The sequence below is a fragment of the Paraburkholderia sp. RHO2 genome (assembly GCF_050955445.1).
Taxonomy (GTDB): Bacteria; Actinomycetota; Actinomycetes; order Mycobacteriales; family Mycobacteriaceae; genus Prescottella; species Prescottella agglutinans_A.
Map to the genome: position 1 here is coordinate 3,746,909 of NZ_CP162617.1, position 24,180 is coordinate 3,771,088.

At 68.8% G+C, this 24,180-nt stretch carries 22 protein-coding genes, 1 tRNA gene and 1 pseudogene; 10 read left to right on the top strand and 14 right to left on the bottom strand.

From position 1 onward, the window contains the following. The first annotated feature begins 18 nt into the window (after positions 1–18). Complete coding sequence (locus ABTV10_RS17475) at positions 19–1,014, top strand: Lrp/AsnC family transcriptional regulator (RefSeq protein WP_499028858.1); 996 nt, start codon at positions 19–21, stop codon at positions 1,012–1,014. 174 nt (positions 1,015–1,188) lie between these two features. Here the strand turns inward: ABTV10_RS17475 and ABTV10_RS17480 are convergent, their stop codons facing one another. The 3 genes from ABTV10_RS17480 to ABTV10_RS17490 are packed head-to-tail and all read right to left on the bottom strand — an operon-like array spanning position 1,189 to position 3,956. Then, positions 1,189–1,662 (bottom strand): DUF3830 family protein, encoded by a 474-nt coding sequence (locus tag ABTV10_RS17480; RefSeq protein WP_499028860.1) that lies wholly within the window; start codon positions 1,660–1,662, stop codon positions 1,189–1,191. Positions 1,663–1,705: 43 nt separating this feature from the next. After that, entirely contained in the window at positions 1,706–2,464 is a 759-nt protein-coding gene (locus ABTV10_RS17485; protein WP_499028861.1) for a gamma-glutamyl-gamma-aminobutyrate hydrolase family protein, read from the bottom strand. Next, positions 2,457–3,956 carry an aldehyde dehydrogenase family protein gene (locus tag ABTV10_RS17490; RefSeq protein ID WP_499028862.1) on the bottom strand — a complete coding sequence of 500 codons (1,500 nt, stop codon included), beginning with the start codon at positions 3,954–3,956 and terminating at the stop codon, positions 2,457–2,459. The genes ABTV10_RS17485 and ABTV10_RS17490 overlap by 8 nt, the downstream gene beginning before the upstream one ends. Positions 3,957–4,139: 183 nt before the next feature. Between ABTV10_RS17490 and hisN the strand changes: the two genes are divergently transcribed. Continuing rightward, complete coding sequence (gene hisN / locus ABTV10_RS17495) at positions 4,140–4,922, top strand: histidinol-phosphatase (RefSeq protein WP_499028864.1); 783 nt, start codon at positions 4,140–4,142, stop codon at positions 4,920–4,922. Positions 4,923–4,982: 60 nt separating this feature from the next. Here hisN and ABTV10_RS17500 read toward each other — a convergent pair whose 3' ends face one another. After that, positions 4,983–6,152, bottom strand: coding sequence for an IS30 family transposase (locus ABTV10_RS17500; protein WP_499028866.1), 1,170 nt, complete (start codon positions 6,150–6,152; stop codon positions 4,983–4,985). Positions 6,153–6,227: 75 nt separating this feature from the next. Next, positions 6,228–6,437, bottom strand: coding sequence for a DUF1304 family protein (locus ABTV10_RS17505; RefSeq protein ID WP_499028867.1), 210 nt, complete (start codon positions 6,435–6,437; stop codon positions 6,228–6,230). A gap of 85 nt (positions 6,438–6,522) precedes the next feature. Here ABTV10_RS17505 and ABTV10_RS17510 point away from each other — a divergent pair, with 85 nt between their 5' ends. Beyond that, positions 6,523–6,849: a hypothetical protein gene (locus ABTV10_RS17510; RefSeq protein ID WP_499028869.1), complete on the top strand. Its 327-nt coding sequence runs from the start codon at positions 6,523–6,525 to the stop codon at positions 6,847–6,849. Here the strand turns inward: ABTV10_RS17510 and ABTV10_RS17515 are convergent. From ABTV10_RS17515 to ABTV10_RS17525, 3 genes are all read right to left on the bottom strand, one after another. Next, positions 6,821–8,326 (bottom strand): DUF4153 domain-containing protein, encoded by a 1,506-nt coding sequence (locus tag ABTV10_RS17515; RefSeq protein WP_499028871.1) that lies wholly within the window; start codon positions 8,324–8,326, stop codon positions 6,821–6,823. The genes ABTV10_RS17510 and ABTV10_RS17515 overlap by 29 nt on opposite strands. A 99-nt stretch (positions 8,327–8,425) precedes the next feature. Next, positions 8,426–9,415 carry a HAMP domain-containing sensor histidine kinase gene (locus ABTV10_RS17520; RefSeq protein WP_499028873.1) on the bottom strand — a complete coding sequence of 330 codons (990 nt, stop codon included), beginning with the start codon at positions 9,413–9,415 and terminating at the stop codon, positions 8,426–8,428. Beyond that, entirely contained in the window at positions 9,412–10,101 is a 690-nt protein-coding gene (locus ABTV10_RS17525) for a response regulator (protein ID WP_499028875.1), read from the bottom strand. The genes ABTV10_RS17520 and ABTV10_RS17525 overlap by 4 nt, the downstream gene beginning before the upstream one ends. Before the next feature lie 196 nt (positions 10,102–10,297). Between ABTV10_RS17525 and ABTV10_RS17530 the strand changes: the two genes are divergently transcribed. Together ABTV10_RS17530 and ABTV10_RS17535 are read left to right on the top strand one after the other, a co-directional pair. Next, complete coding sequence (locus tag ABTV10_RS17530; RefSeq protein ID WP_499028877.1) at positions 10,298–11,701, top strand: acyl-CoA dehydrogenase family protein; 1,404 nt, start codon at positions 10,298–10,300, stop codon at positions 11,699–11,701. A gap of 33 nt (positions 11,702–11,734) precedes the next feature. Continuing rightward, a complete protein-coding gene (locus tag ABTV10_RS17535) occupies positions 11,735–12,940 on the top strand; it encodes an acyl-CoA dehydrogenase family protein (protein ID WP_499028878.1) in 1,206 nt (401 codons plus the stop codon). 110 nt (positions 12,941–13,050) lie between these two features. On the opposite strand, the gene ABTV10_RS17540 is transcribed toward ABTV10_RS17535, so the two are convergent. The 4 genes from ABTV10_RS17540 to ABTV10_RS17555 all read right to left on the bottom strand — a co-directional run bounded on the left by ABTV10_RS17540 (position 13,051) and on the right by ABTV10_RS17555 (position 16,735). Then, positions 13,051–13,959: a TIGR03564 family F420-dependent LLM class oxidoreductase gene (locus tag ABTV10_RS17540; RefSeq protein WP_499035206.1), complete on the bottom strand. Its 909-nt coding sequence runs from the start codon at positions 13,957–13,959 to the stop codon at positions 13,051–13,053. 123 nt (positions 13,960–14,082) lie between these two features. Continuing rightward, on the bottom strand, positions 14,083–14,559 hold the full coding sequence (locus tag ABTV10_RS17545; RefSeq protein ID WP_433605955.1) for an Rv2732c family membrane protein: 477 nt from the start codon (positions 14,557–14,559) through the stop codon (positions 14,083–14,085). Then, positions 14,556–16,043 (bottom strand): PepSY-associated TM helix domain-containing protein, encoded by a 1,488-nt coding sequence (locus ABTV10_RS17550; RefSeq protein WP_499028880.1) that lies wholly within the window; start codon positions 16,041–16,043, stop codon positions 14,556–14,558. The genes ABTV10_RS17545 and ABTV10_RS17550 overlap by 4 nt, the downstream gene beginning before the upstream one ends. A gap of 155 nt (positions 16,044–16,198) precedes the next feature. Then, positions 16,199–16,735 carry a hypothetical protein gene (locus ABTV10_RS17555; RefSeq protein ID WP_499028882.1) on the bottom strand — a complete coding sequence of 179 codons (537 nt, stop codon included), beginning with the start codon at positions 16,733–16,735 and terminating at the stop codon, positions 16,199–16,201. Positions 16,736–16,862: 127 nt separating this feature from the next. Here ABTV10_RS17555 and ABTV10_RS17560 point away from each other — a divergent pair, with 127 nt between their 5' ends. After that, complete coding sequence (locus ABTV10_RS17560) at positions 16,863–18,506, top strand: acyl-CoA synthetase (RefSeq protein ID WP_499028884.1); 1,644 nt, start codon at positions 16,863–16,865, stop codon at positions 18,504–18,506. Between the two features lie 91 nt (positions 18,507–18,597). Here the strand turns inward: ABTV10_RS17560 and ABTV10_RS17565 are convergent. Continuing rightward, a tRNA-Met gene (locus ABTV10_RS17565) sits at positions 18,598–18,671 on the bottom strand. A 451-nt stretch (positions 18,672–19,122) separates the two neighbouring features. Between ABTV10_RS17565 and ABTV10_RS17570 the strand changes: the two genes are divergently transcribed. The 4 genes and pseudogenes from ABTV10_RS17570 to ABTV10_RS17585 all read left to right on the top strand — a co-directional run bounded on the left by ABTV10_RS17570 (position 19,123) and on the right by ABTV10_RS17585 (position 21,136). Next, complete coding sequence (locus tag ABTV10_RS17570) at positions 19,123–19,692, top strand: transglycosylase family protein (RefSeq protein WP_499028886.1); 570 nt, start codon at positions 19,123–19,125, stop codon at positions 19,690–19,692. Between the two features lie 101 nt (positions 19,693–19,793). Beyond that, a pseudogene (locus tag ABTV10_RS17575) lies at positions 19,794–19,922 on the top strand (hypothetical protein); the annotation flags it as partial. A gap of 33 nt (positions 19,923–19,955) precedes the next feature. After that, the gene (locus ABTV10_RS17580) at positions 19,956–20,285 is read left to right on the top strand and encodes a transposase (protein WP_499035126.1); all 330 of its coding nucleotides are present in this window, start codon (positions 19,956–19,958) and stop codon (positions 20,283–20,285) included. Next, complete coding sequence (locus tag ABTV10_RS17585) at positions 20,282–21,136, top strand: IS3 family transposase (RefSeq protein WP_499028888.1); 855 nt, start codon at positions 20,282–20,284, stop codon at positions 21,134–21,136. The genes ABTV10_RS17580 and ABTV10_RS17585 overlap by 4 nt, the downstream gene beginning before the upstream one ends. A 91-nt stretch (positions 21,137–21,227) precedes the next feature. Here the strand turns inward: ABTV10_RS17585 and ABTV10_RS17590 are convergent, their stop codons facing one another. Beyond that, a complete protein-coding gene (locus ABTV10_RS17590; protein ID WP_499035207.1) occupies positions 21,228–24,161 on the bottom strand; it encodes a UPF0182 family protein in 2,934 nt (977 codons plus the stop codon). Between the last annotated feature and the right edge of the window lie 19 nt (positions 24,162–24,180).

Genomic DNA, 24,180 nt, shown 5'->3' on the forward strand with positions numbered 1-24,180 from the left:
ACATGAAGGCTGCAGACGATGAGTCAGAAGGGTAATGACACGGACGACACCGATCGGCTCATCGCGAGCGCCCTCCAGGTCAACGGGCGCGCCTCGTGGGAGGCCATCAGCCGCGTCATCGATCTCCCGTCGCGGACCGTCATGCGGCGCGGACAGCACCTGATCGACACGGGATGCGTGCGCGTGTCCACGTTCGTCGACGCGAACAAGCTGCTGCACGCCCGCGGCGTGCTGATCCGCCTCGGGACCGAGATCGACCAGGTGGCGCAGGTGGCCCGTGGCGTCGCCGCGCTTCCGGGTGCGTCGTCGGTGTCGATCCTCGAGGGGTCCGGCGACATCGTCGCCCTCGTTCTCGTGGAGAACGCCGAGGCACACCAGATGCTGTTGCTGCAGACGCTTCCGGCGATCCCCGGCCTGCGGTCGTTCGAGGTCAGCACCGTGCTGCGTTCGTACCGGATGGGCCTCGACTGGCACGCGGGAATACTCCCCGCCGAACAGGTCGACGCGCTCCGGGCATCCGCACCGTGGCACGCACCGTCGAGCAGTTCCACGCCCGTCGTTCTCGATTCCGTGGACCAGAACCTGATCGACCAGTTGAGCCACGACGGGCGGGCAACTATCTCGGTGCTCGCACAGGAGGCCGGCATCAACGCGCAGACCGTGCGCCGCCGACTCGACACGCTGTTCGGTGTCGGCGTGCTCCGGGTCCGGACCGAGGTGGCGCCGACGTTCTTCGGCTACAAGGTCGAGGCCATGCTGTGGCTGCACATCCGCAACGGCGACATCGAGAGCATCGGCAATTTCCTGGCCACACACCCGTCCGTCCGATACTGCGCGGCGCTCACCGGGCACGCCGGCCTGCTGGTCGACGGTCTGTTCGTCGACGAGGAGGCGCTGTTCGACTTCCAGAACGGCGTCATCGGATCGCTCCCCACCGTGGAGATCGCGGAATCGCGGGTCGTCCTCAAGGCCGTTCGACGCGGCCCGCTGTCCGTCGACGACGTCGTGGCCTGACCTCGACCACCGCCCGCAGACATCCCGGCGCCGCACCACACGAAAGGTGGTGCGGCGCTTGTGCATGTCCCACCCCTGCCACCGAGCTCGCGTGGTCGGCGCGCGCGAACGGGACCCTGCCCGCCGGCAACGTCGGCGACGGGCAGGGTCCCGGTTTATCGGTGCGTCCGAACGCTATTCGATGCGGCCGATGGTGAGCTTCTTGATGCCGGTGATGCGGATGTCGGCCGAGGCCTTCGCGAACTCGGCGAGTCCCTCGGTGACGGTGGCGAACACGTTGACGGGGGTCCACCCGAGCGGGCCGAACGTGCGCACTCCGGGGGCGTAGCAGACGCCGACCTCGTACCACTCGAACGGCAGGCCGCCCATCTGCATCGGACGCTGGTAGTACCAGAGCACGTCTCCCACGCCGGGGATGACCTGCTGGTTCTCGAAGGGTACGGCCTCGGGGTCGAAGTTCTGCGCCTCCTCGGGCAGACCGGTCATCACCTCGGGGCCGGCGTACATCGCGTGCATGGCGTCGACGGTCACCGGCTTCGCGAGTGCGTTCCACAACGCCTCGCACGTCTTCGGCGCCAGATCGAGGTGCATGGTCGCCAGGGCGCGGGGGCCGTTCTCGTACTCGAAGAAGAGCTTCTGCTCGGTCACTGGGGTTCTCTTTCTCTTGACTGCACTGTTCGGTCGTGCACGATCAGGGGGCTTGTCGGTATCTCTCGACTGCGTCGAGAAACGGCGCGACGAATCGTTCCTGCGCGGCGAGTTCGTCCGCGCCGCACATCTTCTCGGGATGCCACTGCACACCCGCGGCGTACCACTCGGTGGTCGACTCGATCGACTCGATCGCCTCGATCGTCCCGTCCGCCGCCGTCGCCGTCACCGCGAAGCCTTCGGGACAGTGCGAGATCGCCTGCTGGTGAATAGAATTGACGATCGTCCTCGACGCCACCGCGACGCCTGCCGGGGACGTCGCGGACCAGGTCGCGAGTTCTATCTCGTGCCGGTAGCCGAGTTGAGCGTCAGGTTCGAGTCCGTACGAGTGCAGTTCACGATCCGCCGGCAGGTCGACCACCCGGCTGCCGTGGAGCGCCGCGAGCAGTTGCATGCCCCGGCAGATGCCGAAGACGGGCAATCCCCTCTTCCGCGCGGCCAGAACGAGCGCCCGCTCGGTCACGTCGCGGGTGGTGGCGTCGGGCGGAGCGTCCGCGTTCTCGCCGCGGGCGATCCACTCGCCCACGTCCTCTCCCCCGGACACGACCAACCCACTGACGTGCGAGAGCAACGCGGTCGCCTCGTCGTCGGCGCATTCCGGGACCAGGATCACGGACAGACCGCGGGCAGAGAAGAACCGCACGTACTCGGTGCCCACCGTGAACAAGTCCGTGCGCTCGCCGAGATAGGTGGGCAGATCGCGTCGCCACGTCGTGAGCGCGATCAGGGGACGGTCAGCCATCGAGCTTCATCCAGACCGCGGTGGTGTCGGTGTACTTGTGCAGTGCGTCGGCGCCCTTGTCGCGCCCGAAGCCGCTCTCCTTCACGCCACCGAACGGCAGACGCATGTCGCCCTCCTCGTAGCAGTTCACCCAGATGACCCCGGCCTTCACGGCGCTCGTCACGCGGTGGATCGCGGAAACGTCACGGCCCCAGACCGATGCGGCGAGCCCGTACCGGGTGTCGTTGGCAACGCGGATCGCCTCGGCCTCGCTGCCGACGCGGATGATCGACAGGACCGGTCCGAACACCTCTTCCTGCGCAATCCGCGAATCCGGGTCGACGCGATCGAGAACAACCGGAGCGAAGTACGAGCCGTCCTCGAGCCCGGCGACGACGGTGCGCCGCGGGCTGCCTGCGGCCAGGGTGGCCCCCTGGTCCAGCGCGTCCGCAACCTTCGCCTCGATCCCCGTCGCCGCGGCCGCGCTGACGACGGCCCCGAACTCGGTGCCGGCGTCGAGCGGATCTGCCGGCTGCAGCGCCTCTGCGACCTCGCGGGCCGCGGCCACCGCCTCGTCGGCGTTCTCCTCGAACACGATCAACCGGGACGAGGCACTGCACATCTGACCCTGATTGAAGAAAGCGTTCGCCGCCGCACTGGTGGCTGCAGCCCGGATGTCGGCGTCCGGCAGCGCGATCGTCGCGGACTTCCCGCCCAGCTCCGGCCACACCCTCTTACCGTTCGATTCCGCGCTGTACTTCATGAAGGCGCGGCCGGTGACGGGCGAGCCGGTGAACGTCAAGACGTCGACGTCGGGGTGTCGGCCCAGCGCCTGACCGGCGACCCGACCCAGGCCGTTCACCACGTTCAGCACTCCGGGCGGCAGCCCGGCCTGCCCCGCCAGCTCCGCCAGACGCAGCGCCGAGAAGGGGGTCTGCTCGGACGGTTTCACCACCACCGAGTTGCCCGCGAGCAGCGCGGGAGCGAGTTTCCAGGCCGTCATGGTGAGGGGGAAGTTCCACGGCACCACAGCCGCGACCACACCGGCCGGGGCCTCGACGGAGTACGCCAGCACCGACTGCTCGTGCGCGATCAGCTTGTCGGGCACCTTGTCGGCGAGCTCGCCGTACCACCTGATGCACTTCTCGACTGCCGCGAGCTCCACGTCGAGCGCCTGGGACACCGGCTTGCCCATCTCCAGCGAGATCAGGGTGGCCAGCTCCTGGGCGTGCTCGCCGATGAGCAGTGCCCATCTCTTCAGGACGTCGCCCCGCTCGCGGGCGGGGGCCGTGGCCCAGCCCGACATCCGGAAGGCCGTTCGGGCGACGTGGACCGCGAGATCCACCTGCGTCTCGTCGGCCGCATGCAGCGCCCCGATCGGTCGGCCGTCCCGGGGCGAGACGACGGGGATGCGTTCGACACCGTCGAACGACACGAGCTGCCCGCCGACGTAGGCGCCCTCGAGCCGCTCGATGTCCTGAATCACGCCCCGCGCGGTGGAGCTGAGCGACATGTCACCGTCCCTTCGACGATCGGGAAGTGTGGCTTCCGCCACGATTTGCCGTCAAGACTGTCATATCCGCCACAGTTCGGCAATTGGTAGTTCATATTCGTCATCCACTGGCGGTTCGGTGTCCATATCCGCCTGCAGGCCGTACCGGCGGCGGCACCGCGGGCGCCGGTAGGCTCTGGGGTCGTGACTGCACACGCCACCGATCTGACTCTCGCCCGCCGCATCGCCGATGAAGCCGACGCCATCACCCGCGCCCGGTTCGGTGCGCTCGACCTGAAGGTGGACTCCAAGCCGGATCTCACCCCGGTGTCGGACGCAGACCTCGCGGTGGAGCGGGCCGTGCGCGCGATGCTGGCGGCGGAACGTCCCGCCGACGCAGTACTCGGCGAGGAGTTCGGTGGCGACGCGAAGTTCGAGGGCCGGCAGTGGGTGATCGACCCGATCGACGGCACCAAGAACTTCGTCCGCGGCGTGCCGGTGTGGGCGAGCCTGATCGCGCTGCTCGAGGACGGCGTGCCGGTCGTGGGTGTGGTGAGCGCGCCGGCCCTGAACCGCCGCTGGTGGGCGTCGACCGGCGGGGGCGCGTGGGCGTCGTACGACGGCGGCGACGCGCGCCGACTGTCGGTGTCCGGGGTGCGCGACCTGGCGTCGTCGAGTCTGGCGTTCTCGTCACTGTCCGGCTGGAAGGACCGCGGCATCCGAGACCAGTTCGTCGCCCTCACCGACGACGTGTGGCGCATCCGCGGTTACGGCGACTTCCTCTCCTACTGTCTCCTGGCCGAGGGCACGCTCGAGATCGCGGCCGAACCCGAGGTGTCGTTGTGGGATCTCGCGCCGCTGGATCTGCTGGTCCGCGAGGCCGGCGGACGGTTCACCAACCTCGAGGGCGTCGACGGCCCGCACGGCGGCAGCGCCGTCGCCACCAACGGGCCGCTGCACGACGAGGTGCTCGCCCGGCTCCGCTGAATCGCCACCCGCGTTTTGCGCACTTATCGTTGTGTTTCGGGCTCCCGGGACACGGCGGATTCATGCGGTCGTTGCAACGAGGGCCTCGTCGAGACGCTCGGCTGGAGTATGCCAGTCGAGCGTCTTGCGGGGCCGTTCGTTGAGTTCGTCGGCGACGAACTGCAGGCGCTCGGCGGTGTGAACGGCCAGGTCGGTGCCCTTGGGGAAGTACTGGCGCAGCAGTCCGTTGGTGTTCTCGTTCGAGCCGCGCTGCCAGGGTGAGCGGGGGTCGCAGAAGTAGACCTGGACGCCGGTGTCGACGGTGAACTGGGCGTGCCGGGTCATCTCGGTGCCCTGGTCCCAGGTGATCGAGCGGGCCAGTGCAGCGGGCAGTTCCCGGATCTTGGCGGCCATCGCGACGTTGACGTGTTCGGCGGAGTGACCGTCGGGCAGGTGCAGCAGCATCACGAACCGGGTGGAACGTTCGACCAGGGTGCCGATCGCGGACCGGTTGCCGGCACCCATGATCAGATCGCCCTCCCAGTGGCCGGGCACGGCCCGGTCCCCGGCCTCGGCGGGACGCTCGGAAATGTTGATCATGTCGGGGATCCGGCCCCGCCGCTCGTCGGGCTTGCGGCTACCCTGACGCAACACCCTTCCGGTCCGAAGATGCTGTGTCAGTTCCCGTTTGAGTCCTCCGCGGGCCTGGACATAGAGCGAGAGGTAGATCGTTTCGTGGGACACACGCATCTCCGGATCGTCGGGGAACTCACGCACCAAGGCGCGTGAGATCTGCTCCGGAGAATGATTCTTCCCGAGCCGGGACTGCACGAACGTCCGCAGCCGCTCGCACGAGTTCAGCTTCGCTGGTTTCGGTCGTTTCGCCCGCGCTTGGGCGGCCCGGTGCGCTGTGGAGGCGATGTAGTAGCCACGCTTGTTCGTGCCCCGGGCGATCTCTCGGCTGATCGTCGACGGGGACCGCCCCAACGCCGCGGCGATCTCGTGTTGCTTCTTTCCGGCCTGCAGCAGTTCGGAGAGCGTCTCACGATCCTCGAGGGACAGGTACCGGCCCGACGGTGGTGGCGTCCGGCGGGGACGAACCCCACCGGACGCCACCAGCCACCGCTGCGCCGTCGAATACGCCACCGATGCCGCACCCGCGGCCGCTGCCGTCGACGCGCCCTCGCTACGGCACTGCCAGAACTTCAGCCGAGCATGCGCCGGCGCCGGCGGCCGACCGATCCACACCATCTGCAACACCCTCCAGGATCAGGGATGTTGCAACGACCGATTGAACTCGCCCACCGATAAGTGCGCAAAACGCGGTCAGAGGACGGCGACGATGCCGAGCGCCAGGAAGAGGTTGTAGAAGCCCTGGTTGTAGGCGAGCGGGCGGGTGACGTCGGCGTCGCGCTGGTTGGCCGGCCCGAAGCGCCGCCACACCTGAGGCCGCTGCCACAGCACGCTCTCCATCACGAAGATCCCCGCGTGCAGGGCGGCCGCCAGAGCTGCGAAGACCTGCGCGATCACCGGCATCCGTCCACGGTGTCACACTCGACACGACCGCCGCGGCACAATCGCGGCCGCAGAACACGCCGCAGAACACACGGGAGTGACACGCATGGACGCCGACGAGGTCGACTTCGCCCACACCGATCAGGCGAGCCGCAAGCGTCGGGAGAAGGCGCTGGGGCTGGCGCGGTTCGCGTGGGAGCGCGGCATCACCGGCGCCGAACTACTCGATCTGCCCGACGATCGGCTCCGCAAGCTGGCCCGCGCCGCCGACGCGAATCCGCCAAGCACGCGCGAGACGTGGACGGTCGCGGCACAGTTGATCGACGAGAAGACACGCTGGGCGCAGGGCCATCCGGACGATCCGCGAGCCGTCCCCCGGCACGCCGACGAGAAGATCATGTGGGTCAAGCCACCCATCGCCCCGTGGAACTGACCTCGCACGGTCCGATCGGCCGGGCCTCGAGGATCTCGTGCGCCCGGGCGCGCGCCGCGTTGTAGTCGAATCCCGCTGCGCTGCCCCCGACGTCGACACCGAGCAGTGCGCACGAGCGGGCCGGCTCGGGCAGCCAGTCCAGCGCGGGCACCGCGTCGACGGACAACCGCTGCAGATAGGCAACGTCGAGTCTGCCGGTGTCGGCGTACCGCTGGACGTTCCGGTCGGCGATGTAGCCGTCCGGGTTCAGTGCCGCGAACCCGAGCAGGCCGATCGCGGCCGACGCCAGCACCGCCCGGGGCAGCCACCGCCCCGAGAACCGGATCCCCGCGCCGAGCAGCAGGACGAAGACGACGCCCAGCCACAACTCGGTGGCCATCACGCCGAGTCGCAGCCGGGTGAATCCGAACTCGTTCTCGTACAGCGACATCCGATGCACTGCCGACGCGACGATCACGAGGCTCAGGCCGCAGAGCAGGCCCAGCAGCACCCGCGCCAGGACCCGGTCCACCACGCTCCCCCGGTCGACCTTGCGCACTGCGATCGCGACGACGGCCAACGTGAGGACGGTGACCGCGGCGAGCTGCCAGAACCCCTGTCGCGCGTAGTTCGCGTAGGTCAGGCCGTCGGTGTCCCGCACGTGCCGCTGCCCGCCGAACAGCACCCGCAACTGCACCGCGACGAAGCCGGCGAACAACACGTTCAGCAGCGCGAGCGGCACCGCCCACTCCCAGCGCGCGACCGACCGACCCGGCCCGGGCGCCAGGGCGTCGAAACTCGGGGTGCGCCGCCGCAGATAGGTGGCCGCCAGCGCGGTCAGCGCGACGAGGAACCCGAGGAGCAGGCGGCCGACCGGATTCGTCACGCGGACATCGGGCAGCACGGAGTCGAACAACCTGCCGAACTCCGGATCCGCGCTCACGAACAACGAGCCGAACAACGCCAGGAGCGCGACGCTGATCGCCGTCACCGCGACCACCCGACCGGGCTTCACACCGCGCCCGGTGCGCGTCCGGGCGCGCCCGCGCCGTACCCAACCGGCCACCCGCGGTGGGGTGAACCAGAACGCGAGGGACCCGAACGCCAGCCCCGTCCACGTCCAACCTCCCACCAGCGCAATCGATCCGACGGCCCAGCTCGCCACCACGCACAGCGCGACCAGCCAGTCGGCGCCGCGGACCGCGCTCACCGCGAGCAGCGCGAGCGCGCCGAGGACGGTGCCGACCTGGAGCGGTGTCGGGCGTGGGCGCACCGTCGCGAGAGCGGTCGCCGCCACCGCCGCTCCGGTCAGGAGGTAGGCGATGCTCGCCGCGGCCGTCTGCACGGTCAGGGCGGCGAGCGCACCCGCGCCCAGCGCGGCCGCCATCGTCGCGCGCGGCGCCAGCGACGTCCGGTCCGGGCGCCACACGGCGCGCGGCCACAGCGTCAGTCCGACATCGTCGGCGACCTCGGGTGCCAGGGTCGTCGGTGCGGTCATGGTGTCCTCCTCGTCCACGCCGGCCGCCGATGGGCAGGCGTCATCGCGGGATGACCGGAAAAGGTGTCACCCCGAACAGAATTCGGTCGTGATGTGGGTTTACGTCTGGGGCAGCGCCACCCGGATGCAGCAACCGGAGGTCGTGTCGAGCACCTCGATGCGGCCGGCGTGCAGGTCCACCGCCCACCGGGCGATCGCGAGCCCCAACCCGGTCCCGCCGTCCTGGGCGCCGCCGCGGGCGAAACGTTCGAACACCCGGGACCGGTCCGCGACGGGGATGCCCGGACCGTCGTCGTGCACGTCCAGGATCAGCTCTCCCGTGTGCGGGTCGGCGCGAACCCGGATGCGCACCGGCGAATCCGGCGACCCGTGGCGCGCCGCGTTGTCGACGAGGTTGGTGACGACCTGGTGCAGCCGAGCGGTGTCCGCGACGGCGCGCAGGCCGGCCGGCGCGACGTCGACGTCCACCCGCAGCGGCCGCGCGGGGCTGGACGCCTGCCGGATCACGTCGTCGAGGAACGGTTCGATCTCGAAGGTGTTGCGGCGCAATGGCACGGCGCCGCCCTCGAGGCGCGAGAGGTCCAGCAGGTCGGCGACCAGGCTGCCCAGTCGCTCGGTCTGCGCGAGCGCCGACCGCATCGTCGACTCGTCGGGCACCTCGACACCGTCGACCACGTTCTCGAGCACCGCCTGCAGGGCCGTGATCGGGGTGCGCAACTCGTGCGAGACGTTGCCGATCAGTTCCCGGCGGTACCGGTCGTGCGCCTCGAGGTCCTCGGCCATCTGGTTGAACGCCGCGGCCAATTGGCCGATCTCGTCCCGCGAGGTCGCGCGGACCCTACGCGAGTAGTCGCCGGTCGCCATCGCCTTCGCGGCGGCGGTCATCTCCCGCAGCGGGGACGTCATCCCGTGCGCGAGCACCTGCGTCACCACGAGAGCGGCGAGAAGCGCGGCGAGAAGCGCGAAACGGAACTGCCATTGCGAGGTGATCCAGAACGTCACCGACGCGAGGAGCAGCGACGCGACCACCAGCAGCCCGGTCTTGGCCTTGAACGAACGCAGCGGGTCCAGCGGTCGCGGCCAGTTCATCGCGGTGCCTCGAGCGCGTAGCCGACGCCGTGCACCGTGCGGATCACGTCGCCGCCGAGCTTGCGGCGCAACGCCTTCACGTGGCTGTCGACCGTGCGACTGCTCGCGGCGTCGCCCCAGCCCCACACCTGCGCGAGTAGCGTCTCGCGGGCGATCGCCGCGCGCGGGCGTGACGCGAGATGCGCCAGCAGGTCGAATTCGGTGCGGGTGAGATGGACCTCGACACCGGCGGACCGGACCAGGCGCGCGCTGAGGTCAATCGCCACGTCACCGAACACCAGCACCTCGGACTCCGCCGCGCGGTCGGCGCGACGCAACAGTGCCGCGATCCGCGCGACCAGCACGCGCATGCTGAACGGCTTGCTCAGGTAGTCGTCGGCACCCACCCCGAGTCCGATCACCATGTCGGTCTCGTCGGCGCGGGCCGTCAGCATCAGCACCGGAACCGCGCGCGACGCCTGGATGCGCCGGCACACCTCGAGTCCGTCGAAGCCCGGCAGCATGACGTCGAGCACCACCAGATCGGGGCCGAACGCCTCGCACTCCGCGACCGCGCCGGGTCCGTCGGACGCGATCCGGATGTCGTAGCCCTCGGCGCGCAGGCGCGCGGCGATCGCATCGGAGATCGTGCGTTCGTCGTCGACGACGAGCACTTTTCGCTGGTTACCCGGTTCGCGGATGGTCACGGGATCGACTGTATTGCGCGGTTGTGGGGATGCCCGGGAGGAGTTGTGAAGGTTGTGTGCAGGTTTCGACCCGCCCCGGACCACCCCGAGCGTGCCCGAATCGTGATGCTCGTCACTTTTCAGTTTGACTCGACTTCGTTTCTTACTCCGGAGTAAGGTAGGGGCGTCCGAGACCGAACACCGAGAAATGGTGATCATGAGCAAGCAAGACGTTGTGAAGACGAACGGTGCCAAGCGTGAGCCACGCGACACCTCGGCGGTCGGCTTGAACCCGGTCAAGCGCGACGCGATGGGCGCCGCGATGCGCGTGCTGACCCGGATCACCGGGTCGGACCTGGCCGAGAAGTACAACCTGCGACAGGTCATCGACCGCGTCACCTACGAGGGCACCAAGACCGGTTTCAAGACCCTCGGGGCGGCGACCCGCACGTTCAACCGCGTCTCCGGCGGCGGTGCGCCCAAGCGCCTGCCCGACGGCGCCACCAAGAACGCCGACTACTTCGACCTGACGCCGAACGACGAGCAGAAGATGATCGTCGAGACGGTCCGCGAGTTCTCGGCCGAGATCCTGCGTCCGGCCGCGCACGACGCCGACGAGGCCGCCGCCGCGCCCGCCGACCTGCTGAAGCGCTCCGCCGAACTCGGCATCACGCTGATCAACATTCCCGAGGAGCTCGAGGGGGTGGCGTCCGAACGCGGCGCCGTCACCAACGCACTGGTGGCCGAGGCCCTCGCGCACGGCGACATGGGCCTGGCGCTGCCGATCCTCGCGCCCAGCGGCGTGGCCGTCGCACTCACCCAGTGGGGCACCGACGCGCAGCAGCAGACCTACCTGCCCGCGTTCGCCGGCGAGAACGTCCCGGCCGCGGCCGTCGTGGTGAGCGAGCCGCGCGCCCTGTTCGACCCGTTCGCGCTGCAGACCAAGGCCGTCCGCTCCCCCAGCGGCTACAAGCTCAACGGCGTCAAGAGCCTCGTCCCGGCGGCGGGGTCCGCCGAGCTGTTCGTCGTCGCGGCCGAACTCGACGGCCGTCCGGCGTTCTTCATCGTCGAATCCAACACCAAGGGCCTTGTCGTGGAGGCCGATCCGAGCATGGGTCTGCGCGCCGCCGGCCTGGGCCGACTGATCCTCACCGATGTCGCGGTGCCCGAGTCGGCGATCCTCGGCGACGGCGACGCCGACCAGCGTGCGCGTGAGTACGCCGACGCGATCCGCCTGGCGCGTCTGGGCTGGGCGTCACTCGGCGTGGGCACCTGCCAGGCCGTCCTCGACTACGTCATCCCCTACGTCAACGAGCGCGAGGCGTTCGGCGAGCCGGTCAGCCACCGGCAGGCTGTGGCGTTCATGGTCTCGAACATCGCGATCGAACTCGACAGCATGCGGCTGGTGACGCTGCGCGGCGCATCCCGCGCGGAACAGGGGCTGTCGTTCGCCCGCGAGGCCGCGCTGGCCCGAAAGCTCGCGTCGGACAAGGGCATGCAGATCGGCCTGGACGGTGTCCAGCTGCTCGGCGGCCACGGTTACACCAAGGAACACCCGGTCGAACGCTGGTACCGCGACCTGCGAGCCATCGGCGTTGCCGAAGGCATCGTCCTCATCTGACGCCGACCAGTCCGTTCACAGGAGACCCTTTCGATGATCAATCTCGAACTTCCCAAGAAGCTGAAGTTCTCTGCGAACCAGGCACATCAGGTCGCAGCGCAAATTTTCCGCCCCATCTCCCGCAAGTACGACCTCGCCGAGCACGAATACCCCAAGGAACTCGACACCATGGCGGCCATGGTCGAGGGTCTCAACGACTCGGGGCAGGGCGCGTCCGGCGCGGCCCTGGGCCGCAGCGACGAGCCCAAGGTCATCGGTAACGCCAACGGCGGCAACATGGCGTCGCTGATGAACGTCATCGAGACCTGTTGGGGTGACGTGGGTCTGACCCTGTCGATCCCCTACCAGGGCCTCGGAAACTCGGCGATCGCCGCGGTCGCCACCGACGAGCAGCTCGAGCGCTTCGGCAAGGTGTGGGCCTCGATGGCCATCACCGAACCCAGCTTCGGCTCCGACTCGGCGGCCGTCACCGCCACCGCCGTGCTCGACGGCGACGAGTGGGTGCTCAACGGCGAGAAGATCTTCGTCACCGCCGGTGAGCGCTCCACGCACGTCGTGGTGTGGGCGACGGTCGACAAGAGCAAAGGTCGCGCGGCGATCAAGTCGTTCGTCGTCCCCCGCGAGGCACCCGGACTGAGCGTGGCCCGCCTCGAGCACAAGCTCGGCATCAAGGCGTCCGACACCGCGGTACTACTCCTGCAGGACTGCCGCATCCCGAAGGACAACCTGCTCGGCAGCCCGGAAGTGAACGTGGAGAAGGGTTTCGCCGGAGTCATGCAGACGTTCGACAACACCCGCCCCATCGTCGCCGGCATGGCGGTCGGCCTGGGCCGCGCCGTCCTCGAGGAACTGCGCGGCATCCTGGAGGAGGCCGGCGTCGAGATCTCGTACGACATCCCGGCATACAACCAGCACGCCGCCGCGGCCGAGTTCCTCGCGCTCGAGGCCGACTGGGAGGCGTCGTACCTGCTGGCGCTGCGGGCGGCGTGGATGGCCGACAACAAGAAGCCCAACTCGCTCGAGGCGTCGATGTCGAAGGCCAAGGCCGGCCGCACCGGAACCGCGGTGTCCCTCAAGGCCGTCGAACTGGCCGGCACGTTCGGTTACTCCCAGCGTCCGCTGCTCGAGAAGTGGGCCCGCGACAGCAAGATCCTCGACATCTTCGAGGGAACCCAGCAGATCCAGCAGCTCATCATCGCCCGACGCCTGCTCGGCAAGACGTCGGCCGAGCTCAAGTAGCCCGAGCAGAAACACCTCTCACGATCCGTCCCCGCCGCTCCCGGAGCGGCGGGGACGGTTTCGTCCGACGGCGACCCCGGCGATCCAGCGTTCGAACTGGGAAGCGCCTGTCAGCGCCGGGCGTACCCCTGCAGGCACTCCACTGTCGCGGCCTGCTCCTCGTCGCTCCCGAACACCCACGCCATGTACTCGGTGGCCCCGGCGTCGCGCAGCCCGTCGAGTCGCTCGAGCACCTCCCCGCGCGTACCGATCAGCGCGACGTCGGCCGGGTCGGCGGCCCCCTCCTTGTCTAGCATCGCCCGATACGACGGCGTGTTGGTGTATGCTGCGAACTCCTCCCGGCACTGCTCGCGCGCGGCCTCGACGTCGGACGTCACGCAGATCGGCAGGCCCACCACGATCCGCGGCGCGGGACGACCGGAGGCCGCAGCGGCGACGCGGATGGTCGGGACGATGTGTTCGGCGACAGTGCGGACGCCCGCCATGAGGGTGACCGTGCCGTCGGCGTGCTCGCCGGCCAGCCGCAGCATCGCCGGACCCAGCGCGGCCACGAGCACCGGCGGGGCTGGGGTGTCGAAAGTGTCCAGCGGACGGGGCAACTCGGCCCGCAATCGCGCACCGTCGATATGTGTCCGCTCCCCGTGCAACGTCGGCACAAGGGCCGCCAGATAGTCCCGCGCCCACTGCACCGGCCGCTCGAAGCTCAGGCCCCACACGTCCTCGACGATGAATCGGTGCGAAACGCCGATCCCGAGTTGCAGGCGTCCACCGACAGCGGCCTGCGTGGTCAGCGCCGACGCGGCCAACAGCAGCGGATGCGTCGGATGGGTGGGCAGTACCGCGGTTCCCAACCGGATCGACGTCGTCCGCTCCCCCGCCAGCGCCAGCACCGTCAGCGCGTCCCACCCAAAGATCTGCGGCACCCACGCCGCGGTGAATCCATCGGCCTCAACCTCCGCCACGCGCTCGACCACCTCGTCGAGCCGTGCCGCCGGCCACACCATCCGACCGATCTCCATCACCGACCACCCCTTCCGACGACGTCGAAGGCAGTGTCCCAGTTCGAAAGTGGATCGCGGCCGGATTCCGGAACACAGAGGGCCCCGTCGCACACCGGCGACGGGGCCCTCCATCCGAGATTGTCAGCGCTGCATGACGTTGGAACGCCCGGCGACCACCGGGATCCACAGCACCGCGAGCAACGCCATCGCCGCCCACTCGACGAGCAGGCCGTAGCCGATGCTGCCGGCGTGGACGCCGCGGACGCTGTGCTGCGACCAGTACGTGAGCAGCCCCAGGACCGTGCCGACGGTGACGCCGGCCATCGCGACCCACGCGAACACCCAGCGCCGCGTCCACGCGGCGAGCGCGGACACACCGATCCCGAACACGACCACGAACCACGTGAACAGCCGGGCCAGCGACGCCACCTCGTGGTGCCCGCCGGCGAGGACCTGCCACGCGCGCAGGCCGTCGACCTGCGGGGCGGCCAGCGCGATCAGCAGGATCATCACGGTGGCCGCGATGAACGGACCGCGTCCACGCGGGTCGACCTCACGAGCCACCCGCTCCTCGATCATCGCCAGTTCGCGCCGCAGCAGCGACAGGTCGTCACTCATCTGCTCGTGCCGGTCGATGCTCGTCTGCGCTGAAACACACCGAAAACCATATCGACGGCGACGAACCCGAGCAGGGTCAGCCCCAGCAGCGGCACGAACCATCCGACCAGTACGGACCCGATCACAATCGCCGCGATCGCCGCCGGGTGCAGGCCGCGCAGCGCGCCCCGTGCCGGGGGGCGACCCCAGCGCCGCGTGCCGCGGGTCGGGCGGCGCCGCCACCACATGATGAAACCGAGGACGATCATCACCAGCAGCGCCGCGGCCAACGCCAACAGCGCGATCTGGTTGACCAGGCCGAACAGGATGCCCATGTGCAGGCCGATGGCCCAGAACGTGAGCTTCGCCGCGAACGGCCAGTCCGCGAACCGCACGGTATCGGTGATCTGCCCGGTTGCGCCGTCGATCGCCACCGAATCGGTCGCGAACTGGAACGGCTGCCGCGTCTGCGCCACCGTGAACGCGGTGTCGGGCTTCGCCGGAATCGACGCCTCCACCACACCGGTCACCCCCGCGTTCGCCGCGACCGCGAGGACGTCGTCGATGCGCGCGACGTTGGTGTCGAGGATGCCCGTCCCGGCCGCCGGGGCGGTGTGCCCGCCGCCGTGGCCGTCGTGGCCACCCGACGGCGCGGCCTGCGCACCGTCGAGCGACTTGGACACCGACGGCGTGCCCCAACCGAGGTCGGCGCGCAGGTCGCCGATGTTCTCGCCCGCGTACTTCGACCAGGTCAGGCCCGTCGCCGAGAGGAACACCAGGCCGAGCGCGATCCACAGTCCGAGCGCGCCGTGCCAGCCGAGCGCCCCGTTGCGCCCGCGGACCCCGCGCTTGACCGTCCACAACCGCGGGGCCGCGGACCCGTTGCGCGCCTTCGCGGTCCGGTAGCGACGCACCCACAGGTAGACGCCGCCGAGCGCGATCACCCACAGCCACGACGCTGCGAGTTCGCTGTAGATCCGCCCGGGTTCACCGAGGTGCAGGTGCCGGTGCAGCTGGGAGATCCACGTCCGGACGGGCAGCGCGCTGCTGCTGCCGTAGACGACGAGTTCGCCGACCGGCTGCGCGGTCACCGGGTCGACGAATACCGAGAGCCGCTCCGATTCACCGAGCGTCGGATCGGTGAACAGCACCCTCGTGGTCTGGCCCGGCTCGGCGGACGGCCGCACCGCCGACACCGTCAGGTCCGGGCGCTCGGCCTGCGCGGCCGCGATCTGCGCGCTCACCGGAGCGGTCGGCCCCGTCGACTCGACGTGCAGGTAGTCGCGGTAGACGAACTGTTCGATGGTGGGGGCGATCGCGTAGAGCCCGCCGCTGATCGCGGCGATCAGCAGGAACGGGGCGACGAAGATGCCGGCGTAGAAGTGCAGTCGGAGGACCAGCCTGCGGAGGGCCCCCGGCGGGGGCGAATCATTCGATTCGGGGCCGACTTTCGGGTCGTCCGGAAGGTGCGCAGGGGCGGTCCCCACGCCTTCGGAAGCGTGCATGACACAGCTCTTTCCTGAAGTTTCGGATCGGCGCGCGCGAGACGCGCGGGCGCCGCGAATAACACGTCGACGCAGACCGGCGCGCGAGTAACCGCGCCGGCGTCGACGGTGACGGCAGCAGCAGATGCCGGGCACGCGAGCGCGTGACCGGACGTCTACCAGGAAAGAGCGGGAGGTCCGCGAGTTCCGCCCGCGGCTCGGGCGACCCGGGAGGCCGTGGGATCGACGCGGCGGACGACAGTGGGCGTCCAGCGTCGGACGTCGGGCACCGGGGGCGTCGACAGCACCGCGACGACGACGTGCACCACCGAGGCGATCACGCCGAGCAGTGCGATCTCCGCGGCCCGGACCAATACCGCGCCGACAGCGGTGGCCGCCGCGTGTGCCGCAATCATCTGCGGGGGCAGGTTCAGGCCGTGGGCGTGATCGGACGCCAGTGTCAGCGTGACGTGCCCGATCCCCTGCCCCACCGCGAGGACCGCGACGAGGAGCAGCAACGGGTTGCACCGGCTGCGCAGGGACGCGACGGCGGCCCCGACCACTGCGGCGGCCGCGACGAGGAGCACGATCGCCTCCTCGCTCGGCGCGGCGTTCCCACCGCCGAGTCCGTGCGCGGCGATGCTGATCGCCCCGGACAGCGAACCGACGAACATGCCGCGCAGCTGCGCGACGGCGTCGGCTCGGGAATTCACCCCGAGAGAGTAGCGCCTACTACGCCCCCTAGTACATCCCGCAGCCCTCGGACCAGGAGCAATTCACCCATTGTGATGCACATCACCATTAGGCTGGGGGCTGCCGACGTCTCCGATGGGAGCCACCATGCAGGACGTTCTGACGAAGATCACCGACACGCTCAGCGCCGTACGAGTGCTGCAGCGCTCCGGCCTGATCCCCTTCCCGCGCGTCGACGAGGGCATTCGTATTCTTATCGGCATCGACAAGTACGGGCCGTTCGCCGGATCGGTGCACGCCCACGCCGCGCACGGACACAACCGCGTCGCCCTCGTCGACGAACGCGGGCCACTCACCTACCGCGACCTCGAGCAGCAGTCCAACGCCCTGGTCCGCGCCTGGCAGGCCGAGAGCATCGGCGCCGGTTCTTGCATCGGCGCCATGTGCCGCAACCACCGCGGCCTGGTGCTGACGATGCTCGCCGCAACGAAGGGCGGCGCCCGCCTGGTACTCATGAACACCGGCTTCGGCCGCCCCCAGCTCGCCGAGGTGGCGGCGCGGGAAAATGTCCGCCACTTCGTGTTCGACAGCGAGTTCGCCGACGTCGCCGACGCCCTGCCCACCGACGTCACGCGATTCCTGTCCTGGGTGGACGAGCCCGTCCGCACGCCACCGGCCGAGACACCGCCTCGCACACTCGATGAACTCATCGCCGGGCAGCCCACCGACACCGTGCCTGCGCCCGAGGAACCGGGCACATTCATCCTCCTCACCAGCGGGACCACCGGCACCCCGAAGGGCGCCCCGCGCGGCCACACCTCCCCGTTCGCCTCCGCCCAGTTCCTCGACCGGATCCCCCTGCGCCCCCAGCAGACCATGCTCGTGCCCGCGCCCGCGTTCCACGGCACCGGCGTCTCCCAACTCGTCCTGGGATTCGCACTCGAGAACACCGTCGTGATGCAGCGCCGCTTCGACCCGGAGGGCACCGTCCGCCTGCTCGCGGAGCACCGCGCCAACACGCTCGTCTTGGTGCCGACGATGCTGCAGCGGATCATCGACCTCGGCCCCGACGTGCTGTCGCGGTACGACACCTCGAGCCTGAAGGTGATCTTCGCCGCCGGCTCGGCCATCCCGCCCGACCTGAGCATCCGCACCCAGCAGGCGTTCGGGAAGGTGCTCTACAACTTCTACGGCTCCACGGAGGTGGCCGCCGTCACCATCGCCACCCCAGACGACCTCGAACGCGCCCCCGGCACCGCCGGACGCGTCCCGGCCACGTGCCACATCGCCCTGTTCGACGACGCCGGCAAACGCATCACCGAACCGGACGTCGTCGGACGAATCTTCGCCAAGAGCGGGCTGAGCTTCGAGGGCTACACCGACGGCCGCGACAAGGAGCACATCGACGGGATGCTCGCCACCGGCGACGTCGGCCACTTCAACCACGACGGCCTGCTGTTCGTCGACGGCCGCGACGACGACATGATCGTCTCGGGCGGCGAGAACGTGTACCCGCTCGAGGTGGAGAACCTCATCGCCGAACGCCCCGACGTCCTCGAGGTCGCGGTGGTCGGCGTGGCGGACGACGAGTTCGGGCAGCGACTGCGGGCGTTCGTCGTGCCCGCACCGACGTCCGCCCGGGACGCGGACGAGATACGTGCGCACGTGAAGACGAGCCTGGCCCGCTACAAGGTGCCGCGCGACGTCGTCTTCCTCGAGGAGATTCCCCGCAACACGACCGGCAAGGTGCTGCGGCGGGTGCTGATCGAGATGGAGGTCGAGCCGGACTGAATCTCGATCGCGCCGGAAATGCAGCAGGAGAGGCTGACCCCCACATGCACGAAGGCCCGGAAATCCTTCTGGATTTCCGGGCCTTCCTTAGTAGCGGGGACAGGATTTGAACCTGCGACCTCTGGGTTATGAGCCCAGCGAGCTACCGAGCTGCTCCACCCCGCGATGCATGAACGAAGTTACACGAGCAGGCGAACCGAAGGCAAATCGCCTGCAGCGGGACCAAATCCGCACACACGCCGGACCCGACCGCCCCGTCGGCGTGACGCAGTTCACGAAATTCTGGTAATCCATCTCACATAACGAGCATGTAACGCTCCGGATTCGGCTCGGCAACGACCAGCCCTCACCTGCACGTTTACCGAGCCGTAGCGAAATCGAACGGGTCGACCGGTCCGTTTCCGCGGGATGACGCCCGCCGAATCTCTGTCTACGTTCGTTACCGGCTCGTGATGATCGAGCGCATCGACCGACCGCCCCGCCGCTGCCAGCTCTGCCCCCGCGGGACGGACACGACAAACCCTTCGAGGGGCAGGGACGCGAAGATCGCACGCCCGGGACGACGCATCGTCGCCCGCCGGCCGCTCGCGTCGGCGCACGAGAGGATCCATCCCGCATGACCATCAGCATCAGCAAGCGTGCCCTCGGCATGGCAGCAGTGACCGGCGCCCTCGTCGCCGTCCCGTTCGGCCTGGCCACCGGCACCGCCTCCGCCGCGACCCACAACTGGGACGGCGTCGCACAGTGCGAGAGCGGCGGAAACTGGTCCATCAACACCGGCAACGGCTACTACGGCGGCCTGCAGTTCTCGCAGAGCACGTGGACGGCCAACGGCGGCACCGGCTCGCCGCACACCGCATCGAAGGAAGAGCAGATCCGCGTCGCCGAGAACACCCTCGCGTCGCAGGGCCCCGGCGCGTGGCCCGTGTGCGGTCAGTACCTCACCGAGGCCGCGCCCGCTCCGGCGCCGGCGCCGGCGCCGGCGCCCGTCGAGCCCACCCCGGCCCCGGCCGTCGTGGCCCCGCAGCCCGCCCCGATGCAGGCCACCGCGGCCGAGTACATCGACCAGGCGGTCAAGGCTGCCGGCGACGTCGCCGCGCAGCACGGCTACGGCGACCAGTTCCAGCAGGTGCTCGGCACCCACGGCAACGTGCTCGCCGACATCAAGGCCGGCTTCGCCAACTAGCCCCACAGCTGAAGGGACCCTTCATGCGCTCGCAGCGCATGTGAACTGCTCCCCGGAAGTTGGACTGAGAAATTCGGTTCCGATGTCCGGGGAGCAGTTTTATGCGTGCACGAAGTTCACTGTCCGAGGATCAGCGGGTGGTGGCTGTAGCGTTGTTCGAGGTCGGTGTGGGTGACCGCACGGTCGCGACGAGGTTGGGCGTGGGTCGGCCAGCCGTCAGACGGTTGTATGACCGGTGGCGGGTTCGCGGAAGAGGAGTTCTGGTGGCCAAACCTCGGGACAGACGGTCGTTCTCGTTCGAGTTGAAACTCGACGTAGTGCGCCGCGCTATCGCCGGCGAGGCGAAGGTCGACCTCGCCCGCGAGTTCGACCTGTCCTCGCCGAAACTGATCGAGACGTGGGTGCGCAAGTACCGCAACGAGGGCGAGGACGGGCTGCGCCCGAAGCGGGCCGGGCGTCCCCCGAAACCCGCCGATCCCGGGCCGGACGAGGTCAGTGAGCTCGAGCAGCTGCGCCGCGAGAACGAGGTGCTGCGGGCGCAGGTCGCCTACCTGGGAAAATTACGGGCCTTGAGGGCGCAACAACGACGGTGAAGGTCGCTGCCGTCGTCTCCCTCAAGGCCGAACACCGCATCGATGTGCTGCTCGAGGCCACCGGGGTGGCCCGGTCGACGTTCTTCTATCACCAGGCGCGTCTGCGGGCACCGGACCCGAACGCCGAGTTGAAGGCCGCGATCACCGAGGCGTTCGTGCGCAGCCGCGGCCGCTACGGGCACCGTCGCATCCACCACGCACTGACCCGTGCCGGCTGGCGGGTGGCGAAGAAGACGGTGCTGACGCTGATGCGCACGCTCGGGCTGGCCTGCCGGGTCCGACGCAAGCGCAAGTACGTCGCCTATCAGGGCCAGGTCGGCACGATCGCGGCGAACCTGCTCGACCGCGACTTCACCGCCGACGCCCCGAACCGCAAGTGGGTCACCGACGTGACCGAGTTCCGCATCGGCGACGACAAGCTGTATCTGTCACCGGTCATGGACCTGTTCGACCGGCAGATCGTCGCCCACTCGATCGGCCCGTCACCGACGCTGCAACTGACCAACAGTTCGCTGCAAGCCGCGCTCGCGACCCTCGACGACGGGCAGGCCCCGCTCGTGCACTCGGATCAGGGATTCCAGTACCAGCACTCGTCCTGGCGACGGCTGCTCGCTGAAGCCGCTGCGACCCAATCGATGTCGCGCAAGGCCAACTGCTACGACAACGCCGTGATGGAGAACTTCTTCGGCCACCTCAAAGCCGAGCTCTTCGACCACACCCGATACCCCGACACCGAGGCGCTGACCACCGCGATCGACGACTACATCGACTGGTACAACACCGAACGGATCTCCACAAAACTCGAGGGCCTGAGCCCGGTGCAATACCGGACCCAGGCCCTCGCGGCTTAGGCTCCCACTTAGCCAGTCCAACAATCGGGGACCAGTTCAATGAAGGGTCCCTTCAGCTCTCGCCGGGATTCAGCTCCCGGCCGCGAACCGTCTAACCACCGGCCTTCTGGTACGCCTCGACCGCCTTCTGCAGCTGCGCAAGCGCGTCACCGTAGGCCTTGAAATCGCCGCCCTGCTGCGCCGACTGCAGATTCGCCAGGGCCGCGTCCAGCTGCGCGACCGCTGCAGCCTTGTCTGGTGTCTGACCGGGGGCTGGCGGCGCGGGCGCCGTCGGCGACGTCGGCGACGTCGTCTGACCGGCGTTCTGCTCCGGCGCGGGTGCGGTCTCACCGCTCGGCGCGGTCGCGACGTTGCCGGTCCCCGAGCCGAACACCTGATCCAGCGCCTCCGCCAACGTCGGCGCGTAGCCGACCCTGATGCCGTTGGTGTCGGTGAAGCTCACCATGACACGCGCCAGCTGCGGGAACGCGTTCGGCGAATTCCGCTGCGTGTAGATCGGCTCGACGTACAGGATGCCGCCGTCGGCAATCGGCAGGGTCAGCAGGTTGCCGTACAGGATCTTGTTGGACTGTTTCAGGAGCGACAGCTCGCTCGCGACCTTGGTATTCGATGTCATCGCGCTCTGCGCCTGCTGCGGACCCTGCGTCTGCGTGTTCGTCGGCAACTGCAGCACCCGGAACTTGCCGTAGTTCCCCGGATCCGACTGCACCGAGATGTACGCCGACAGCAGCTCACGGTTGAACCCGACCATCGGGCTGGTGAGCACGAACTGCGGCTTCGCCGTCTCCGGGTTACCGGACAGCACGTAGTAGGGCGGCTGGTTCTTGTCCGTGTCGACCGTCGGGTCGCTCGGCACCGACCAGAACGCGTTGTTGGTGAAGAACTCGCCCGGGTCGTCCACGTGGTACTTCGCAAGCATCTCGCGCTGCACCTTGAACAGATCCTCCGGGTACCGGAAGTGCGCCTGCAGGTCGGCCGAGACGTCCGACTTCGGCTTGACGGTGTCCGGGAAGACACCCATCCACGCCTTGAGCACCGGGTCCTTGTCGTCCACCTGGTACAGCGTGACGGTGCCGTCGTACGCGTCGACGGTCGCCTTCACCGAGTTCCGGATGTACGACACCTCCTTCTTCGGCAGCATTCGGCCCGTCGCCTGATTGGTGCTGTCCTGCACCAGGCCCTCGAGCGACGAGCGCTGCGCGTACGGGTAGTTGTCGAGCGTGGTGTACGCGTCGACGATCCACTGCAGGCGCCCGTCCACCACGGCCGGGTACACGGTGCCGTCCGTGGTGAGCCACGGCGCCACCTTGTTGACGCGCTCCGCCGGATCGCGGTTGTAGATGATCTTCGAATCCGAGCCGATCGCGCCCGAGAACAGGATGTTGCGCTCGGTGTACTTGGCCGCGAACATCAACCGGTTGAACCAGTTGCCGATCCCCACGCCACCGTCACCGTCGTACGTGTACTTCTTCTCGTCGGTGTCGTACTCGCGCGGCGCGCTCCCCGGCTCGCCACCGACGATCGCGTAGTCGGCATCGGACGCCGCGATCACCGGGCCGTAGTAGATGCGCGGATTTTCCACCTCGAGCGCCGGGTCCGCCGGCTTGGTCGTCAGATCGCTGACGCTGTAGATCGGGTAGCCGCCGGTGTTGTTCTGGACGTCACCGCTCACCGCCGTCACCTGGTTGGCGTACGCGGCCACGAACCCGTTGCCGTGCGTGTAGACCGTGTGCTTGTTGATCCAGTCCGTCTGGTTGCCCTGCAGGCTCGACGGCGACAGCTCACGCGCTGCGACGACGAAGTCGCGCAGTTCGCCGTTCATGTCGTAACGGTCGATGTTGAGCGACTTGGGGAACGCGTAGAAGTTCTTGAGCTGCTGCTGCGCGGTGAAGGTTGGCGAGAGGATGTTCGGATCGAGCAACCGGGTGTTCGCGATCGTCGTGACGTCCGCAGGCACGTCCTTGGGCTGCTTCTTCGTAGAACCCGGGTAGGGCACGTACTCGACATTCTCGTCGGTGATCCCGTACGCCTGCCGCGTCGCCGCGATATTGCGCTCGATGTACGTGCGCTCCTTGTCGGCCGCGTTGGGCTTGACCGAGAACTGCTCGACGATCAGCGGGTACACCGCGCCGACGAGGATCGACGAGAACACCAGCAGGACCACCGCCATCGCGGGGATCCGCAGATCGCGCAGGAAGATCGCCGCGAAGAACGCGATGGCGCAGATGATCGCGATGGCCATCAGGATCAGCTTGGCCGGCAGGACCGCATTGATGTCGGTGTAGCCGGCGCCGGTGAACGTGGGCTCCTTGCGGCTGCTGAACAGCAGGGCGTACCGGTCGAACCAGTAGGAGACGGCCTTGAGCAGCACGAACGTGCCGGCCAGGACCGCCAGCTGCACGCGCGCCGACCGGGTCAACGCCCCCTGCCGGCCGCTGAGCCGCAGGCCACCGAAGATGTAGTGCGTGATCAGGCTCGCGAAGAACGCGATGACGACCGCCACGAAGAGCCAGTTCAGCACGAACTGGTAGAAGGGCAGATCGAACGCGTAGAACCCGATGTCCTTGCCGAACTGCGGATCCGTGATGCCGAACGAGTCGCCGTTGAAGAACATCTGCACCGTCGCCCAGCTGGCCTGACCGACCAGGCCGGCGAACAAGCCGATCACGACGGGGATGCCGATCCCGAACAGCTTCTGGCGCGTCATCACGGCGGTGCGGTACCGCGCCACCGGATCGTTCGCGCCCGGCGACGGCAGGAACATCGGCCGCGACCGATAGGCCAGCAGCAACGCCAGCCAGACGATCGCGCCGACGACCAACCCGACGATCAGGAACAGCGCCAATCGGGTGACGATCACCTTGCTGAACACGCCACGGAAGTCGACCTCACCGAACCACAACCAGTCGGTGTAGATGTCGATGAATCGAGGGCCGATCAGCAGCAGTGCCGCGGCGATCAACGCCAGGATCAGCAGCACGCGTGTGCGTTTCGACAACGAAGGTAAACCGGCGGGGGGCCGCATGCCCACTTGCCACTCCCAA

Excerpts from the sequence above, each read along its gene's own strand:
- ABTV10_RS17485 (WP_499028861.1), bottom strand. The coding sequence starts at position 2,464 with ATGGCTGACCGTCCCCTGATCGCGCTCACGACGTGGCGACGCGATCTG.
- ABTV10_RS17500 (WP_499028866.1), bottom strand. The coding sequence starts at position 6,152 with ATGGTGTGGATCGGTCGGCCGCCGGCGCCGGCGCATGCTCGGCTGAAG.
- ABTV10_RS17515 (WP_499028871.1), bottom strand. The coding sequence starts at position 8,326 with ATGACCGCACCGACGACCCTGGCACCCGAGGTCGCCGACGATGTCGGA.
- ABTV10_RS17590 (WP_499035207.1), bottom strand. The coding sequence starts at position 24,161 with ATGCGGCCCCCCGCCGGTTTACCTTCGTTGTCGAAACGCACACGCGTG.
- ABTV10_RS17510 (WP_499028869.1), top strand. The coding sequence starts at position 6,523 with ATGGACGCCGACGAGGTCGACTTCGCCCACACCGATCAGGCGAGCCGC.
- ABTV10_RS17550 (WP_499028880.1), bottom strand. The coding sequence starts at position 16,043 with ATGCACGCTTCCGAAGGCGTGGGGACCGCCCCTGCGCACCTTCCGGAC.
- ABTV10_RS17560 (WP_499028884.1), top strand. The coding sequence starts at position 16,863 with ATGCAGGACGTTCTGACGAAGATCACCGACACGCTCAGCGCCGTACGA.
- ABTV10_RS17540 (WP_499035206.1), bottom strand. The coding sequence starts at position 13,959 with ATGGAGATCGGTCGGATGGTGTGGCCGGCGGCACGGCTCGACGAGGTG.
- ABTV10_RS17475 (WP_499028858.1), top strand. The coding sequence starts at position 19 with ATGAGTCAGAAGGGTAATGACACGGACGACACCGATCGGCTCATCGCG.
- ABTV10_RS17530 (WP_499028877.1), top strand. The coding sequence starts at position 10,298 with ATGAGCAAGCAAGACGTTGTGAAGACGAACGGTGCCAAGCGTGAGCCA.
- ABTV10_RS17490 (WP_499028862.1), bottom strand. The coding sequence starts at position 3,956 with ATGTCGCTCAGCTCCACCGCGCGGGGCGTGATTCAGGACATCGAGCGG.
- ABTV10_RS17570 (WP_499028886.1), top strand. The coding sequence starts at position 19,123 with ATGACCATCAGCATCAGCAAGCGTGCCCTCGGCATGGCAGCAGTGACC.
- ABTV10_RS17520 (WP_499028873.1), bottom strand. The coding sequence starts at position 9,415 with ATGAACTGGCCGCGACCGCTGGACCCGCTGCGTTCGTTCAAGGCCAAG.
- ABTV10_RS17535 (WP_499028878.1), top strand. The coding sequence starts at position 11,735 with ATGATCAATCTCGAACTTCCCAAGAAGCTGAAGTTCTCTGCGAACCAG.
- ABTV10_RS17545 (WP_433605955.1), bottom strand. The coding sequence starts at position 14,559 with ATGAGTGACGACCTGTCGCTGCTGCGGCGCGAACTGGCGATGATCGAG.
- ABTV10_RS17505 (WP_499028867.1), bottom strand. The coding sequence starts at position 6,437 with ATGCCGGTGATCGCGCAGGTCTTCGCAGCTCTGGCGGCCGCCCTGCAC.